We start from the raw sequence: 16,426 nt of genomic DNA on the forward strand, positions 1-16,426 counted from the left end.
CCCGCGGGGGGGGGGGGGGGGCCGCCCCCCCCCCCCCCCCCGCGGGGGGGGGGGGGGGGGGCGCGGGCGGGCCCCCCCCCCCCCCCCCCGGGGGCCCCCCCCCCCCCGCCGGGGAACGCCCCGGGCCTCACCCCGCGCTGCCGGTCCGCTCCGCCAGTTCCTGGAACTGCGCCCAGCTCAGCGCCGGTTTCCGCGGATCCCACAGCTTCTGCGAGGTCGCCACCAGCGGCATCCTGATGCCGTCCGCCACCTGCTGGGTGGTCTGCGCGTTCGGCAGGTCGCCCCAGACGGCGAACCGGCCGCCGAGGATCTGCTTCGAGTAGCGCTCCGCCACGGGTTCGGTGCCGCGCAGGACCAGCGGGGTCCACTGCTCGTAGATCCGCTCGCCGGTCGGGTAGACGAACTCGTTGGGCTCGCCGAGCACGTAGTAGAGGAACTCGTCGTTGAGGTTCAGCATCTTGTAGCCCGCGGCGAGGTACTCCTGCGGCGGGCGGGCGCCGATCTCCTTGCCGGTCCAGTACTCGATCTCGATGTTCTCGTCGGCCTTGACCTTCGTGTCCCGGAAGAGCCCGTCGTTCCAGGCCTTGGCGGTCCGGCCCTTCGGGACGACGACGGCCGCGCGGTCGTTCAGCCAGCCGGTGGCCAGGTCCTCGATCGAGGCTCCGGCGCCGTGCTTCTCCTCCGCCGCGCGCTGGAGCTGCGGATAGGAGGCGGCCGGGTTCTGGACGGTCAGCGCCTGGTACTCGTCCGCGCCCAGGTGCCAGAAGCGCCCCGGGAACAGCTCGGTGTACTCGTCGAGGAGTTCGTCGATCAGCTTGGCCGCGCCCGGCTCGGAGATGTCGATGGAGCCCTTCGACGCGACGCCCGCGGTGTTGCGCAGCTGGAGGTCGGGGTGGGCGGCCAGCACCGCGCCGAGGTGGCCGGGCGAGTCGATCTCGGGGACGACCTCGATGTGCCGACTGTTGGCGAGGGCGACGATGCGGCGGACCTCGTCCTGGGTGAGGGCCTCGTCGGAGACCACCTCGGGGTGCGACTTCGACTCGATCCGGAAGGCCTGGTCGTCGGAGAAGTGCAGGCCGAGCTGGTTGAGCTTGAGGTCGCCCATCTCACGTATGCGGTCCTCTATCCACCCCGCGCTGTAGTGCTTGCGCGCGATGTCGAGGTTGAGTCCGCGCTGCGACCGGTCCGGCCGGTCGTTGACGACGCCCTCGGGGAGCGTGCCGTCTGCCTTGATGGACTGCTTCAGGGTGCGGGTGCCGTAGAAGACTCCCGACTCGTCGGGTCCGGTGATCTTCACCTTCCGGTCGCGCACGGTGAGCGTGTACGACTCGGTGGGGCCCGCGTCCTTGGCGCCGAGCGCCAGCTCGACGTCTCCCGTCCGCGCCGGCTCGGCGCCCCGGTAGCGGATCTTCAGCTCCTCGGCGAGCAGCTCCGCCTCGTCGGCGAGCACCTGGCTGCCCTTGGCGATGACGACGGTGCTGTCCTTGCCCGGCTGCCAGCCGGGCCCCCGGGCCGGGGTGTGCTCGCGCACCGCGGGGATCGTGCTCGGTGTGCTGGACATCGGGTAGCTGCGGGAGGGCGACGGGGCGACGGCCTCGGCGGAGGTGCCGGAGGGCGACGCGGTGTCGCCGGACGATCCGCTGCCGGACCCCTCCGGCCAGACGACGACGGTGAGGGCGACGGCGGCCGCGGCCGTGACAGCCGCGCCGGTGACGAGGGCACCACGCGTGGGCGACATCGGGCAGATTCCTCCGTTGAGGGGGCAGGAGCGGGTGAAACGAGTGAAGAGCCGATGAAACGAGTGAATACGGTGCAAGGTTGGCATTTTTGCCGGGGCCTCGCCCATCGGAGGCTCGGGGGGATCGAACAGAACCCCGGTCGACGCAGGTCAGGCGTCCATCACACGTTCCGAAACTCTCCCGTTCGGGTGATTTTTCCGCGGTCCGCCGGACGGCCGCCGACCGATCTCGCTAGCGTTGCGGCACATTCGTCTCTCCCTTCACTCCCGCCCCCGCGGAACTCACTCCCACGCCGGGCAACCTCGGTACGTCCTGATCTGTCTTCCAGGGACAGAGGGTTCCTTTCGGGGCCACAGAGTCATAGCTGTCGTTGATACGAGGAGTCCACGCTGTCCAGGTCCAGCGAGTCCCCCGCCGGCCTGCCGAAGCGATCCGCGCCCCCGGCCGGCCGTCCGGCCGTGCCCGCGCAGCCGCACCACCCCGTTCCGGCCGACGGCCCGGGAGGCCCGGGAGGCCCGGGAGGCCCGGGAGCGCCGCCCGCCGTCGCGCCGCCCGCCGTCGCGCCGCCGGTTGATCATGCCGCCGACCTGGCCCATTTCAACAACCTGCCCTTCGCCGCCGCCGAGGCGGCCTTCCTGGAGTGCTGCGGCAGTCTCCGCTGGGCCCACCGGATGGCCGCCCACCGCCCCTACCCGGATCTCGGCGCTCTACTGGCCGCGTCCGACGAGGCGGGCTACGACCTCGCGCCCCGGGACATCGCGGAGGCGCTGGCCTCGGAGCTTGCCCCCTGCCTGCACGACGACGCTCCCCGCGCCGCGCATCTGGCGCTGCGGGCCGCGCACGCGGCGTACGAGAGCCGGTTCGGCCACGCCTTCGTGATCTGCCTGGACGCCTACCAGCCCTCCCAGCACGTGGACCAGGTGCTGGCCGGGATCCGGGTCCGGCTGGCGCACGACACGGACGAGGAGCGGGCCGTGACCGCCGAGGAGCTGCGGCGACTCGCCCGGAGCCGGATCGTCGAGCTGCTGGCGGCGGACCCGCGGCGGTAAGGGGCGCTCTAGCCCGTACGTGCCTGATTGATTGCCACTTTGATCACACGGGAGGCCCCGGCGCGAACGAACCGACAATGCGTCGCTACGATGGCCAGGGCCGGTGGACCGTACCCGGCCGGGTCAGACCGACAGTCAAGCCGGCCGACCCCAATCCCCGCTCCCGGAGGGTTCTTCCGTGCCGGCTGGAACGCTGTACCGCGGCCGGGAAGGCATGTGGTCCTGGGTGGCTCATCGAGTCACCGGTGTCCTCATTTTCTTCTTCCTGTTCGTACATGTCCTGGACACCGCTCTCGTCCGCGTCTCCCCCGAGGCCTACGACGAAGTCGTGGCCACGTACAAGACGCCGATCGTCGCGCTCCTCGAATACGGCCTCGTGGCCGCGATTCTCTTCCACGCGCTGAACGGTCTCCGGATCATCGCCGTGGACTTCTGGGCCAAGGGCCCGCGACTCCAGAAGCAGATGCTCTGGACCGTGGTGGGCATCTGGATCGTGCTGATGGTCGGGGCCCTGTACCCCGTCCTCGGTCACGCCGTACGCGACGTCTTCGGGAGCTGAGGCCCATGTCCAGCGAGACTTCTTCCGCAGCCGCGATCGGCGACGTCGAAGGCGTGAGCCTGTATGACGTCGACCACCCGGCCCCGGTGATCGAGCCCCCGCGCAAGCGGACGGGCAAGACGCCCAAGGCTTCGCGCACCAATTTCGAGATGTACGCCTGGCTCTTCATGCGCCTGTCGGGCATCGTCCTGACCGTCCTCGTCATCGGCCACCTGCTGATCCAGCTGGTGCTCGACGGCGGCGTCTCCAAGATCGGCTTCGCCTTCGTGGCGGGCCGCTGGGCCTCGCCGTTCTGGCAGGTCTGGGACCTGACGATGCTGTGGCTCGCCATGCTCCACGGCGCCAACGGCCTCCGTACGGTCATCAACGACTACGCCGAACGGGACAACACCCGCTTCTGGCTGAAGATGCTCCTGTACACCGCCACGGTGTTCACCGTCCTGCTGGGCACGCTGGTGATCTTCACCTTCGACCCGAACATCCGCTAGGCGCCGGGACAGAGGGACCAGAGGGAAACCATGCAGATCCACAAGTACGACACCGTCATCGTCGGCGCCGGCGGCGCCGGCATGCGCGCGGCCATCGAGTCGACCAAGCGCAGCCGTACCGCCGTGCTGACGAAGCTCTACCCCACCCGCTCCCACACGGGCGCGGCGCAGGGCGGCATGGCCGCCGCGCTCGCCAACGTGGAGGAGGACAACTGGGAGTGGCACACCTTCGACACGGTCAAGGGCGGTGACTACCTGGTCGACCAGGACGCCGCCGAGATCCTGGCGAAGGAGGCCATCGACGCCGTCCTCGACCTGGAGAAGATGGGCCTGCCGTTCAACCGGACGCCCGAGGGCCGCATCGACCAGCGCCGCTTCGGCGGTCACACCCGCAGCCACGGTGAGGCCCCGGTCCGCCGGTCCTGCTACGCCGCGGACCGCACGGGTCACATGATCCTCCAGACGCTGTACCAGAACTGCGTCAAGGAGGGCGTGGAGTTCTTCAACGAGTTCTACGTTTTGGACCAGCTGATCACCGAGGTCGACGGGGTCAAGAAGTCCTCCGGCGTCGTCGCGTACGAGCTGGCGACCGGCGAGATCCACGTCTTCCAGGCGAAGTCGGTCATCTACGCCTCCGGCGGCACCGGCAAGTTCTTCAAGGTGACGTCGAACGCCCACACCCTGACCGGTGACGGCCAGGCCGCCTGCTACCGGCGCGGCCTGCCGCTGGAGGACATGGAGTTCTTCCAGTTCCACCCGACGGGCATCTGGCGCATGGGCATCCTGCTGACGGAGGGCGCCCGCGGTGAGGGCGGCATCCTCCGCAACAAGGACGGCGAGCGCTTCATGGAGAAGTACGCGCCGGTCATGAAGGACCTCGCGTCCCGCGACGTCGTCTCGCGCTCCATCTACACGGAGATCCGGGAGGGCCGCGGCTGCGGTCCGGCCGGTGACCACGTGTACCTGGACCTGACGCACCTGCCGCCGGAGCAGCTGGACGCCAAGCTCCCGGACATCACCGAGTTCGCGCGGACGTACCTCGGCATCGAGCCCTACACGGACCCGATCCCGATCCAGCCGACCGCGCACTACGCCATGGGCGGCATCCCGACCAACGTCGAGGGCGAGGTGCTGGCCGACAACACCACCGTCGTCCCGGGCCTGTACGCCGCCGGCGAGGTCGCCTGTGTCTCGGTGCACGGCGCCAACCGCCTGGGCACCAACTCGCTGCTCGACATCAACGTCTTCGGCAAGCGCTCGGGCATCGCCGCCGCCGAGTACGCGACGAAGACCGACTTCGTCGAGCTGCCCGAGAACCCCGCCCAGCTGGTCGCCGACCAGGTCGAGCGGCTGCGCAACTCCACCGGCACCGAGCGCGTCGCGACGCTGCGCCTGGAGCTCCAGGAGTGCATGGACGCCAACGTGATGGTGTTCCGCACCGAGCAGACGATCAAGACGGCGGTCGACAAGATCGCCGAGCTGCGCGAGCGGTACCTCAACGTGTCCATCCAGGACAAGGGCAAGCGGTTCAACACCGACCTGCTGGAGGCCATCGAGCTGGGCAACCTGCTCGACCTGGCCGAGGTCATGGCGGTCTCCGCGCTCGCCCGCAAGGAGTCCCGCGGCGGTCACTACCGCGAGGACTTCCCGAACCGCGACGACGTCAACTTCATGCGCCACACCATGGCGTACCGCGAGGTGGCCGCCGACGGCGCCGAGTCGATCCGGCTCGACTACAAGCCGGTCGTGACGACCCGCTACCAGCCGATGGAGCGTAAGTACTGATGGCTACCCCGACCCTGGACAAGACCGACGGGACCGCGAAGCCCGAGGCCGGCTTCGCCGACTCCCCGTTCATCACCGCCACGTTCCGGATCCGCCGCTTCAACCCGGAGGTCTCCGACGAGGTCCAGTGGCAGGACTTCCAGATCGAGATCGACCCGAAGGAGCGTGTCCTCGACGCCCTTCACAAGATCAAGTGGGAGCTCGACGGAACCCTGACGTTCCGCCGTTCCTGCGCACACGGCATCTGTGGCTCCGACGCGATGCGGATCAACGGCAAGAACAGGCTCGCCTGCAAGACGCTGATCAAGGACATCAACCCGGACAAGCCGATCACGGTGGAGGCCATCAAGGGCCTCACGGTCCTCAAGGACCTCGTGGTCGACATGGACCCGTTCTTCCAGGCGTTCCGCGACGTCATGCCCTTCCTCGTCACCAAGGGGAACGAGCCGACCCGCGAGCGTCTGCAGTCCGCCGAGGACCGCGAGCGGTTCGACGACACCACCAAGTGCATCCTGTGCGCCGCGTGCACGTCCTCGTGCCCGGTGTTCTGGAACGACGGCCAGTACTTCGGCCCGGCGGCGATCGTCGCCGCGCACCGCTTCATCTTCGACTCGCGCGACGAGGCCGGCGAGCAGCGGCTTGAGATCCTCAACGACCGTGATGGTGTGTGGCGTTGCCGCACCACCTTCAACTGCACGGACGCCTGCCCGCGTGGCATCGAGGTCACCAAGGCGATCCAGGAGGTGAAGCGCGCGCTCATCACGCGTCGCTTCTGACCTTCCCGTAACACCTGTTACCTCGACGGGCCCCGCCCCCGCAGCCTCACCGCTGCCGGGGGCGGGGCCTGTTGCTGCGCCGGGGCCGCACGGGCGGTACGGTTCAGCGGAGCTGAAGACCGAAAGAGAACGGGGATCGTCGTGAGCGAGCCGAATCCGTACGCGGACGACGCGTACAAGTGGGGCCCGCCCCAGCAGCCGGGCCACCAGCCGACGGTGGCCGACGGCCAGGGGTACGGCCACCCGGTGCCGGGCGCCCCGCCCGCGTACGGCTATCCGCAGCCGCTGCCGGAGTCCGCGGCCCAGCCCGGCCCCGGTTACGGGTACCCGCAGCACGGCCAGCACGCGCAGCCGACGATGCCCGGCCAGTACCTCCCGGTGCCCCAGGGATTGCCCCAGGGAGCGCCCGGCCAGGGCGGTGTCCCGATGCTGTCGATCGGCGACATCACCGTGATGAGCGACGCGATCGTCACCCCGTCCGGGGCGATGCCGCTCAAGGGCGCGGTCTGGACGGCCACGGACATGTCGCGCACGGAGGAGAAGATCCCGACGCACGCGGTCGTGCTGGCGATCATCTTCGCGCTGTTCTGCCTGATCGGTCTCCTGTTCCTGCTGATGAAGGAGAAGCGGACCACCGGCTTCATCCAGGTCACGGTGACCAGCGGCGGCCGGCACCACTCGACGATGATCCCGGCCATGGGTCCGTACACCTTCCCCGCGGTCATGGGCCAGCTCAACCAGGCCCGCTCGATGAGCGCCTGACGCCCGGGTCGCTCTGAACCACCCCCTCCCCGGACCCCTTCTTGAACATGTTCAAGAAGGGGTCTATCGTCATGCCCGGAAGTATTTTTGAACGCGTTCAAGGGAGGGTGGGGCATGGACCTCACTGTTGTCGCGTACGTCATCTATCTGCTGATCACCGTGGCGCTCACCGTCTGGGTCGCGCGCACCCTCAGCCGCAACGGACGGATCTTCCTCGCCGATGTGCTGCACGGGAACGAGAAGCTCGCCGACGCCGTCAACCACCTGTTGGTGGTCGGCTTCTACCTGGTCAACCTCGGGTTCGTCACGCTCTACCTGAAGAACGCCGACGGGGTGGCCAACGCCCGTGAGCTGTTCGAGGCCCTCTCGGTGAAGGTGGGCGTGGTGCTGCTGGTGCTCGGCGTCATGCACCTAGGCAATGTGTGGGTGCTCAGCCGCATCCGCCGCCGCAGCGCCCTGGAGCGCGAACAGACCCCGCCCGTACCGCCGGGGGCCTGGACGCCGCCGGGCGACCGGGGCCCGTGGGCCGCACCCGCACCCGGGCGGTGAGCCCGGTGACCGAAACCGCGTCCGAGGCGTCGCCGGGACCGGCCTCGTACACCGCCGCCCGGCCCGGGCTGCCCGTACGCCGGCTCACCGTGCTCTACGACGCGCGGTGCCCGCTCTGTGTCCACCTGCGGCACTGGCTCCAGCGGCAGCGGCAGCTCGTCCCGCTGGACCTCGTACCGGCCGGATCGGCCGAGGCGCGGCGGCGGTTCCCTGAGCTGGACCACGCCGCGACGCCGGCGGAGATCACCGTCGTCGGCGACCTGGGACAGGTCTACCGGGAGACCTCCGCCTGGATCGTCTGCCTGTGGGCGTTGGCCAAGTACCGCTCCAGGGCCCACTGGCTGACCACCCCGGCGGGGCGGCCCTTCGCCCGGGGCACCGTCCTGGCCGCCGCCCGCTACCGCTCCCTGGTCCTCCCGCCCTGCGCCCCCGGGGTCCGGGAGTGCGCCGCCCCGCCCGGAGGGCCGTGGGGTCCCCGATAACCTTGGCCCGTGGTGAAGGAAGAGAAGAACGTGCAGGAGACCAAACCGGCCAAGGCCGCGAAGAGCGAGCAGACCCGCACGCTGATTCTCGAAACGGCGCTCCGGCTCTTCGCGGAGCGCGGCTACGACCGGACGACCATGCGGGCCATCGCCCAGGAGGCGGGCGTCTCGGTCGGGAACGCCTATTACTACTTCTCCTCGAAGGAGCACCTGGTCCAGGGTTTCTACGACCGGATCGCCGGTGAACACGCGGCGGCGGTCCGGCCCGTGCTGGAGGGCGACGGGGATCTGACCGTACGCATCAGGGGCGTACTGCTCGGCTGGCTGGACGTGGCGGAGCCTTACCACCGCTTCGCCGCCCAGTTCTTCAAGAACGCCGCCGATCCGGACAGCCCGCTCTCCCCGTTCTCCGAGGACTCGGTGGCCGCCCGCGACGCGGCGATCTCCATCCACGAGCGCTGCATCGCCGGGGCGGACGTCAAGAGCGACCCGGAACTGGCTCCGCTGCTGCCGCAGTTGATGTGGCTGATGCAGATGGGACTGGTGCTGTTCTGGGTGTACGACCGCAGCGAGGGCGCCGAGCGCAGCCGCCGGCTGGTCGAGCGCACCGCGCCGATCGCCGCCCGGGCGATCTCGCTCTCCCGGTTCCGGGTGCTGCGACCGTTGGTGCGGCAGATCCACGGCCTGCTGGTGGAGTTCCTGCCGGGTACGGAGACGGCCGGGCCTCAGGGACGAGACGCCCCCGAGGCCCGGCCGGCCGGCTGATCCGTCCGGATCAGATCCAGCTGAGTTCCCACAGGCGCCAGGTGCCGGTGCCGTCGGAGAGGTACTGGGAGCCGGCGACATCGGACTTGGCGACGACGTAGTCCTTCTTCTGCCACAGCGGCAGCAGGGGGACGTCCTCACCGACCAGCGACTGCATCTCCTTGAAGTCGTTCGAGGTCCGGCTGCGGTCGCTGAACTGCTGTGTGGCGGCGATCAGCTGGTCCATCTTCTTGCTGGAGTATCCGCTGTGCAGGACGTTCCCGGTGCCGACGAGCGGCTGGCTGAAGGTGTCGGGGTCCGGGAAGTCGGGGAACCAGCCGACGGTGTACATGTCGTACTGACCGTCCGCGTACCCCTTCTGGTACTTCGTCCACTCCACGGCCTCGACCGAGACCTTGAACAGCCCGTCCTTCTCCATCTGACGGCGCAGCTCGGCGGTCTCCTTGGTGTACATGTCGCCCTCGCGGTAAGCGAACTTGACGGAGACCGGCGTCTCCACCCCGGCCTGCTCCAGCAGTCGCGCCGCGCCCTTGGGGTCGGAGGAGGGGTAGGTGTCGAAGAAGGGGGTGCTGTGCCCGATGTAGCCGGTGGGGATCAGCGAGTACAGCGGGTCGACCGTGCCCTGGTAGACCTTCCGGACCAGGGGGCCCCGGTCCAGGAGCGTGGCGACGGCCTGGCGGACCTTCTTGTCCGCGAACGGCGAGTCCTCGCGGACGTTGAAGATGATGTTGCGGATCTCGGCGCTGGCCGCCTCGGTCACCCGCACGTCCGGGTCGTTCACGTTCAGTTCGGCGAGCGTCTCGGACGGCAGCTGACGGTGGGCGATGTCCACATCGCCGCTGTCCCACGACGTCTGCAGGTCCTCGGAGGTCTTGAAGTAGCGGATGTTGACCGCTTCACCGGTCTTCTTGAGCGCACCCTTGTACTTCAGGTTCGGCACCAGCTCGGCGCTGTTCCCCGACTCGTACGACTTCAGGACGTACGGGCCGGAGCCGTCGACCTGGTTGCCCTGGCGGAGCCTGTCCTTCGGGTACTTGGTCGGGTCGACGATCGCGGCGGCGCCGGTGGCGATCTTCTGCGGGAAGGTCGCGTCCTTGCCGGAGAGGTTGAACGTGATCGTGCGGCCCTCGGTCGTCACCGTGTCGAGCGTGGGGAAGAGACCCGCGGGACCGACGTCCGACTTGATCGTGAAGATCCGGTCGAAGGAGTGCTTGACATCCTCGGCGGTGATCTTGCGGCCGTTGGAGAAGGTCAGGTCGTCGCGGAGCTTGCACTGGTACGTCTGGAGCTTCTGCCCGACGAATCCGCAGCTCTCGGCGGCGTCCGGTTCCGGCGTGACCGCACCGGGCTTGAAGGTCATCAGCGACTGGTAGATGTTGCTGTAGATCGCCCAGGAACCCGCGTCGTACGCGCCGGCCGGGTCGAGGGAGGTGACGACGTCCGATGTCCCGACCGTGATCGCATCGGTCTTCGCCTCCCCCGACGGGAGCAGTTGCCAGGCACCGACGCCCGCTATCACCAATACCGCGAGAATCGCGAGAATCCGTACCCGGACCGACCGCATTGCCGTGCTCTCCCTTACCAGCCCCACCTCGGCGGTCGCGTTTGTGACGCGCACATCGCCGCATGTTCGCGCTTACCCAATCACACGATTTTCACATCTGGAAGAGTAAATGGGGCACTCACAGCCTTTTATTGGACACGTGCCCGAACCTCTGTCCGAAAAGGCTGTTTCGCGCCTCCTACCTGCGGGTTTCCGTAGCTGACGGTGACCCTTCGGTGTGGATTCCATGAGGATGGATCGAGGGTTCCCGAACCGTCGCACCCGCAACGGAACTACGCCTGACGGGAGGCCAGCTCCACGACGGTGATGTCGGAGGGAGCGCCCACCCGGACCGGCGGGCCCCAGGCGCCCGCACCGCGCGAGACGAAGAGCTGGGTGTCGCCGTAGCGTTCGAGCCCGGCGACGGTGGGGTTGGCCAGTTCGGCGAGGAGGTTGCCGGGCCAGAGCTGTCCGCCGTGGGTGTGGCCGGAGAGCTGGAGGTCGACGCCGTGCTCGACGGCGTCGTGGATGACGACGGGCTGGTGGGCGAGGAGGACGGCGGCCCGGCCGCGGTCCCGGTCGCCCAGTGCGCGGCCGAAGTCGGGCCCCTGCCCCTCGGTCTCGCCCGCGATGTCGTTGACGCCGGCGAGGTCGAAGCCCTCGATCTCGACCCGGGCGTTCTCCAGCGGGATCAGGCCCAGTTCACGGACGTGGTCGACCCACTGCTCGGCGCCGGAGAAGTACTCGTGGTTGCCGGTGACGAAGAAGCTGCCGTGCCGGGCGCGCAAGGCGGCCAGCGGTTCGGCGGCGGAGCCCAGGTCCGCGACGGACCCGTCGACGAGGTCGCCGACGACGGCGACCAGGTCGGGCGAGGTCGCGTTGATCGTGTCGACGATCCGGCGGGTGTGGGCGCGGCCGAGGATCGGCCCGATGTGGATGTCGCTGACCACGGCGATCCGGAAGCCGTGGGCGGAGCGGGGCAGTTTGGCCAGCGGGACGGTGATCCGCCGGACGCTGGGCCCGCGCAGCACGCCGTACGTGCCGTACCCGACGGTGGCGAGTCCGGCCGCGGCCGCCGCGCCGCCGACGACCCGGGAGACGAACAGCCTCCGGGAGGGGCCGGGAGCGGGGGCGGTGACGGAGGTGGCCGTGGCTTCGGCGGCGGGTTCCGTTTCGGGTTCCGTCACGGGGTCAGGGGCCGTACGCGCCACGGCTTCCGAGCGGGTGGGGGCACCGGCCGACCGGGACGGCACCAGCTCTTCGGCACGAGGACGGGTCTCGTCCGGGAGGTCGGCGAGGGTGCCGGAAGCCGTTCCGCTTTCCGCCGCGCCCGTGCTTGCGTCGCGGCGGGCGAGAACCCGCAGGAGCAGGGGGCGTACGGCCTCGCCGACGAACAGCGCCAGCGTCAGATAGAGCAGACAGGCCAGCCAGAGGAAGCCCGGCCAGGCCAGCACCTGCTGGAGCCAGAAGGGGGCTCCCACCCGGCCGGACATCATGGCGCCGACACTCAGCAGGGGCAGGACGAAGGCCGCGACGGTGCCCGCCCGGCGCAGCGGGCTGCCCGGTGCCGTCGTGTCACCGACGAAGCGGCGCCACAGATACCGGTGCACGGCGCCGAGCAGCACCAGTACCACAAGCCCCACCAGAGCGAAGACCACTGCTGCCATCCGAGCTTCCCCATGTTCCCGTCGTCATGCGCGGTCGTCGCGCAAAGCCCTCACTCCGCGCAACCCGATCACGCCGACCGCCGTCCCCAGAAGAAAGGACGTGATGGCGAGCAGCAGGTGTACCCAGAAGTACCCGGTCGGTTCGCCCGCGTCGTCGAAGGCGAGCCCGCTGCCGTCCTGCCACAGGTTCTTGACGAAAGTGATCCAGATGAACCAGCTCCACACCCCGAACGCGAGCAGGAACCAGGACACGCGGCGGCTGAGCTTCATGGGTCCAGTATCGCCGCCGCCTCCCGGCCCCCTTCCCCGGGGTGGCGTCCGAACGGGGCCGTCCCGGCGTTCCCTGCGGCGGGTCAGCCGGTCCGGGTCCGCATCCACACCTTCGCCCTGTACGTTTCCGACCGTGCCTGCTCTGAAAAAGATCGCTCTCACGGTCACCTCCGCCGCCTTGTTGTCCGGTTTCGTCCTGAGTCCCGCCGCGGCGGCCGACAAGGACAAGAGCGACGACAAACAGCCCAAGCCGCCGAGCACGATGTCCAGCCTCGGCGGGGAGCAGCTCGGCAAGGCCGGCACCCAGGTGAATCTAGGCCCGGGGGCGCCGGTGCTGCCCAAGAAGCTGACCGGTCGGTCCTGGATCGTCGCGGACGCGGAGAACGGGGACGTTCTGGCGGCGCACAACTCGCACTGGCGGCTGCCGCCCGCCTCCACCATGAAGATGCTCTTCGCGGACACCGTCCTGCCCGCGCTCCAGCCCACCACCCTGACCCACAAGGTGACGGGGAGTGAGCTGTCCGGGGTCGGCGAGGGCAGCAGCCTGGTCGGGATCAAGGAGGACCACACCTACACGGTCCACGACCTGTGGCTCGGGGTATTCCTGCGGTCGGGCAACGACGCGGTGCACGTCCTGTCGGAGATGTACGGCGGCGTCCCGCAGACGGTGTCGGCGATGCAGAAGCACGCCGAGGAGCTCCAGGCCCTGGACACCCGGGTGGTCTCGCCGGACGGGTACGACGCGCCGGGCCAGGTCTCCAGCGCCTACGACCTGACCCTGATCGCCCGCAGCGGACTCCAGAAGAAGGACTTCCGTGAGTACGCGGCGACCGCGTCGGCCGACTTCCCCGGCGAGGAGAAGAAGGGGAAGAAGCGCGACTCCTTCGAGATCCAGAACACCAACCGGCTGATCACCGGGGACATCGGCGTGGACCCGTACCAGGGCATCGCGGGCGTCAAGAACGGCTACACCACGCACGCGGGCAACACCTTCACCGGAGTCGCCGAGCGCAACGGCAAGGTCCTGCTGGTCACGGTCATGAACCCGTCGGCGGAGGAGAGCCACGCCGTCTACAAGGAGGCCGCCCACCTGCTCGACTGGGGCTTCGCCGCGAGCGGCAAGGTGACCCCGGTCGGCGAGCTGGTGCCGCCGAAGTCCATCGACACCGGCACCGCGACCGGTGGCAAGGGCGCGGCACCCGCCGCCGGTGCCGACCAGGGCTCGGGGGGTCAGGCGGAGGCCGCGCACGCGTCGGCGGCCTCGGACGGTTCCAGCGGGGTCGGGATCGCCCTGGCGATCATCGGCGGTCTGCTGGTGTTCCTGGCCGGCGGGGTGCTCCTCGTCAACCGCCGCTGGCCGCTGACCGGCCTGGCCCGCCGCACCCCGCCCACGCCCGACCCGGCCGAACCCGCCGAGCAGGCCGAGCCTGCCGCCTCGACCGACAAGTCCTAGACGCGGGTGGAGCCGCCGGGCCCCGTGGCGGCTCCACCCGGTGCGGGGCCGTCCGCACCGGGGCCCCCCGCGCCGGGGGCCTGTTCGGTCTCCGCGCGGGCCTCCTCGTCCTTGCTGCCGGTCGCCGTCCAGGCGGCGCAGAACAGCAGCAGCTTCGCGGTGAAGTTGATCCACAGGAGCAGCGCGATCGGCACGCCGAACGCGCCGTACATGCTCTTGCCCGCGACCTCCCGCATATAGCTGCCGAGCAGCAGCTTGAGCAGTTCGAAGCCGACCGCCCCGAGCAGGGCCGCGACCACCAGCCGCCGCCGGGGCGGCTCCACCCCGGGCAGCAGCGTCAGCAGGTAGAGAAGCAGCAGGAAGTCGGCGACGACCGCGACCGCCAGGGCGGCCGCCCGCAGCAGGATGCCGCCGGCCCCGTCCTCGGGGATGCCGATCAGGTCGGCGGTCCAGCCGACCGCCGTCGAGCCGATGGTGGAGACCGCCAGGGTGGCGAGCGCCGCGCCGCCGAGGCCGACCAGCAGCACGGCGTCCTTCACCTTGGCGACGACGGGGTTGGCCTCCTGGACGTCGTCCAGCTCCCAGACCGCGCGCAGGCACTCCCGCATGGAGCCGACCCAGCCGATACCGGTGAACAGCAGCAGCGCACCGGCCACGAGGCCGACCGTGCCCGCGTTGGCGATCAGCCCGTCGATGCCCAGCTGGTCGGAGATGCCCGGCACCTGGTCGGCGAGCTTGTCCTTGACGGTGTCGACCTGCTGGTCGCTCAGCAGGGCGGCGGCGACGGCCGCGCCGACCGCGATCAGCGGGAAGAGGGCCAGGAAGCTGATGAAGGTGATCGCCGCCGCGAGTCTGGCCCAGTGGACCCGGTCCAGCCGCTCGTAGGAACGCCACACGTGCGTTTCCATCAGCCGCGCGACCAGGGGCCCGATCACCGGGAGTTTCTTCAGCCAGTCCATGACGTCACGCGTACCCTCCTGGGCCCGGAACATCGACGGCCCGCCCCGGACTCTCCCGGACACGTCCGGCGGAACTCCGCCACGCTCCGCCGACACTCACGCCATCACCCGTTCCGGTGAGCGAATTCACCAATGCCGCGAAGGGGATTTCCCGGACGATACGGTCACCCTCATGTCCGTCGACACGGTGTCCTTGACCGGCTGGGGCCGCACCGCCCCGACGACCGCCGTGCGGTTTCGCCCCCGCACCCACGAGGAGGCGGCCGCCGTCGTCCGGGGGCGCGGGCCCCGGGGTGTCATCGCGCGCGGGCTGGGGCGGTCGCCCGGGGACGCGGCGCAGAACGCGGGCGGCTCGGTGCTCGACCTGACGGGCCTGGCCCGGGTCGAGAATGTCGACGCCGCCGTCGGCGTGGTGCGCTGCGACGCGGGGGTGAGCCTGGAACGGCTGCTGCGGGTCCTGCTGCCGCTCGGCTGGCTCCCGCCTGTCGTGCCCGGGACCGGCAGGGTGACGGTCGGCGGGGCGATCGGCTCCGATCTGTCCGGCCTCGACCACCGCCGCTCGGGCTCGTTCGCGCGGCACGTGAGCGCCCTGGAGCTGCTCACCGCCGACGGCGAGGTGCGTACGGTGCTGCCGGGCACGGCCCTCTTCGACGCGACCGCCGGGGGCCTGGGGCTGACCGGGGTGATTCTGGGCGCCACCCTGCGCCTCCGGCGCGTGACGACCGGGCTGATGTCCGTCTCCACCGAGCGCGCCGGAGACCTGGACGATCTGCTGGCCCGCTTCACCGCGGGCGGTGACCGGCTGCCGTACGCCTCCGCCTGGATCGACCTGATGGCCCGGGGCCGGGCGACCGGACGCGGGATCCTCACACGGGGGGAGCACGCGACCCCTGATGTGCGCCCGGCGCACGCGGGGCGCACTCCGCTCTTTCCGCGTTCCGGAGGGGCCCGGGGGCGGTTCCGGCTCCCCGGCTTCCCGCCGGTCCCGGGCGGGCTGCTGGGCCCGGCGTCGGCCGCCCTGTACAACGAGGTCCGCTACCGGGGCGCACCCCGCGCGCGGACCGGTGAGCTCCGGCCGGTCCCCGCCTTCTTCCACGCCGCGGACGCCTTCCCGGACGCGAACCTGCTGTACGGCCGGGCCGGCCTGGTGCGCTACCGGTTCACCGTCGGGTACGGCCGGGAGGAGACCCTGCACCGGGTCGTGCGGCGGATCGCGGCCCGCCGGAGCCCCGCCGTGCGGGCCGTGCTCCAGCGGTTCGGGGCGGCGGACCCGGGTGGGCTGTCGTTCGCCGCGCCCGGCTGGTCCCTGGCCCTGGATCTGCCCGCGGCCCTGCCCGGCCTGGCCCGCTTCCTCGACGACCTCGACGAGGAGGTGGCCGCCGCCGGGGGCCGGGTCTGCCTGGCCAAGGACTCCCGGATGCGGCCGGAGACGGCGGCCGCGATGTACCCGGGTCTTGCGGACTTCCGGGAGCTGCGGGCACGGCTGGACCCGTCGGAGGCGTTCCGCTCCGACCTGTCGCGCCGGCTCGGGCTGTAGGGCCCCAGCGCTGCCTGTGTTTCTTCCCCACACCCCTCTGATC

At 70.4% G+C, this 16,426-nt stretch carries 16 protein-coding genes; 11 read left to right on the forward strand and 5 right to left on the reverse strand.

The annotated features are described in order from the left end of the window. Positions 1 to 127: 127 nt before the first annotated feature. Positions 128 to 1,738: a family 20 glycosylhydrolase gene (locus ACIQRW_RS34730; RefSeq protein WP_403768360.1), complete on the reverse strand. Its 1,611-nt coding sequence runs from the start codon at positions 1,736 to 1,738 to the stop codon at positions 128 to 130. A 459-nt stretch (positions 1,739 to 2,197) separates the two neighbouring features. Between ACIQRW_RS34730 and ACIQRW_RS34735 the strand changes: the two genes are divergently transcribed. The 9 genes from ACIQRW_RS34735 to ACIQRW_RS34775 all read left to right on the forward strand — a co-directional run bounded on the left by ACIQRW_RS34735 (position 2,198) and on the right by ACIQRW_RS34775 (position 8,954). Continuing rightward, the gene (locus ACIQRW_RS34735) at positions 2,198 to 2,788 is read left to right on the forward strand and encodes a 2-oxo-4-hydroxy-4-carboxy-5-ureidoimidazoline decarboxylase (RefSeq protein WP_403768363.1); all 591 of its coding nucleotides are present in this window, start codon (positions 2,198 to 2,200) and stop codon (positions 2,786 to 2,788) included. A 178-nt stretch (positions 2,789 to 2,966) separates the two neighbouring features. After that, entirely contained in the window at positions 2,967 to 3,347 is a 381-nt protein-coding gene (sdhC, locus tag ACIQRW_RS34740; protein ID WP_097868837.1) for a succinate dehydrogenase, cytochrome b556 subunit, read from the forward strand. Positions 3,348 to 3,352: 5 nt separating this feature from the next. Next, entirely contained in the window at positions 3,353 to 3,835 is a 483-nt protein-coding gene (locus ACIQRW_RS34745; RefSeq protein ID WP_215110457.1) for a succinate dehydrogenase hydrophobic membrane anchor subunit, read from the forward strand. A gap of 30 nt (positions 3,836 to 3,865) precedes the next feature. Further along, positions 3,866 to 5,620 carry a succinate dehydrogenase flavoprotein subunit gene (sdhA, locus tag ACIQRW_RS34750; RefSeq protein WP_403768366.1) on the forward strand — a complete coding sequence of 585 codons (1,755 nt, stop codon included), beginning with the start codon at positions 3,866 to 3,868 and terminating at the stop codon, positions 5,618 to 5,620. After that, positions 5,620 to 6,396, forward strand: a complete 777-nt coding sequence (locus ACIQRW_RS34755; RefSeq protein ID WP_215110459.1) for a succinate dehydrogenase iron-sulfur subunit — start codon at positions 5,620 to 5,622, stop codon at positions 6,394 to 6,396. Before sdhA ends, ACIQRW_RS34755 begins: the two co-directional genes overlap by 1 nt. Before the next feature lie 141 nt (positions 6,397 to 6,537). Beyond that, the gene (locus tag ACIQRW_RS34760) at positions 6,538 to 7,158 is read left to right on the forward strand and encodes a hypothetical protein (RefSeq protein WP_403768369.1); all 621 of its coding nucleotides are present in this window, start codon (positions 6,538 to 6,540) and stop codon (positions 7,156 to 7,158) included. Between the two features lie 114 nt (positions 7,159 to 7,272). Continuing rightward, on the forward strand, positions 7,273 to 7,707 hold the full coding sequence (locus ACIQRW_RS34765) for a hypothetical protein (protein WP_403768371.1): 435 nt from the start codon (positions 7,273 to 7,275) through the stop codon (positions 7,705 to 7,707). A 5-nt stretch (positions 7,708 to 7,712) separates the two neighbouring features. Next, complete coding sequence (locus ACIQRW_RS34770) at positions 7,713 to 8,189, forward strand: thiol-disulfide oxidoreductase DCC family protein (RefSeq protein WP_403768374.1); 477 nt, start codon at positions 7,713 to 7,715, stop codon at positions 8,187 to 8,189. Positions 8,190 to 8,198: 9 nt separating this feature from the next. Further along, positions 8,199 to 8,954: a TetR family transcriptional regulator gene (locus ACIQRW_RS34775; protein ID WP_403768377.1), complete on the forward strand. Its 756-nt coding sequence runs from the start codon at positions 8,199 to 8,201 to the stop codon at positions 8,952 to 8,954. A gap of 10 nt (positions 8,955 to 8,964) precedes the next feature. On the opposite strand, the gene ACIQRW_RS34780 is transcribed toward ACIQRW_RS34775, so the two are convergent. The 3 genes from ACIQRW_RS34780 to ACIQRW_RS34790 form a co-directional block, all read right to left on the reverse strand. Next, positions 8,965 to 10,518, reverse strand: a complete 1,554-nt coding sequence (locus tag ACIQRW_RS34780) for an ABC transporter substrate-binding protein (protein WP_403768518.1) — start codon at positions 10,516 to 10,518, stop codon at positions 8,965 to 8,967. A 272-nt stretch (positions 10,519 to 10,790) separates the two neighbouring features. Next, positions 10,791 to 12,155: a metallophosphoesterase gene (locus tag ACIQRW_RS34785; protein WP_403768521.1), complete on the reverse strand. Its 1,365-nt coding sequence runs from the start codon at positions 12,153 to 12,155 to the stop codon at positions 10,791 to 10,793. 33 nt (positions 12,156 to 12,188) lie between these two features. After that, positions 12,189 to 12,434 carry an SCO4848 family membrane protein gene (locus ACIQRW_RS34790; protein WP_032794318.1) on the reverse strand — a complete coding sequence of 82 codons (246 nt, stop codon included), beginning with the start codon at positions 12,432 to 12,434 and terminating at the stop codon, positions 12,189 to 12,191. A 133-nt stretch (positions 12,435 to 12,567) separates the two neighbouring features. Here ACIQRW_RS34790 and ACIQRW_RS34795 point away from each other — a divergent pair, with 133 nt between their 5' ends. Then, on the forward strand, positions 12,568 to 13,887 hold the full coding sequence (locus ACIQRW_RS34795; protein WP_403768380.1) for a D-alanyl-D-alanine carboxypeptidase family protein: 1,320 nt from the start codon (positions 12,568 to 12,570) through the stop codon (positions 13,885 to 13,887). Here ACIQRW_RS34795 and ACIQRW_RS34800 read toward each other — a convergent pair. Further along, entirely contained in the window at positions 13,884 to 14,846 is a 963-nt protein-coding gene (locus ACIQRW_RS34800; RefSeq protein ID WP_403768383.1) for a YihY/virulence factor BrkB family protein, read from the reverse strand. The genes ACIQRW_RS34795 and ACIQRW_RS34800 overlap by 4 nt on opposite strands. 172 nt (positions 14,847 to 15,018) lie before the next feature. Between ACIQRW_RS34800 and ACIQRW_RS34805 the strand changes: the two genes are divergently transcribed. Further along, the gene (locus ACIQRW_RS34805; RefSeq protein ID WP_403768386.1) at positions 15,019 to 16,383 is read left to right on the forward strand and encodes an FAD-binding protein; all 1,365 of its coding nucleotides are present in this window, start codon (positions 15,019 to 15,021) and stop codon (positions 16,381 to 16,383) included. Positions 16,384 to 16,426: the final 43 nt, after the last annotated feature.

It is taken from the genome of Streptomyces sp. NPDC091287 (assembly GCF_044768525.1).
Lineage (GTDB): Bacteria > Actinomycetota > Actinomycetes > Streptomycetales > Streptomycetaceae > Streptomyces.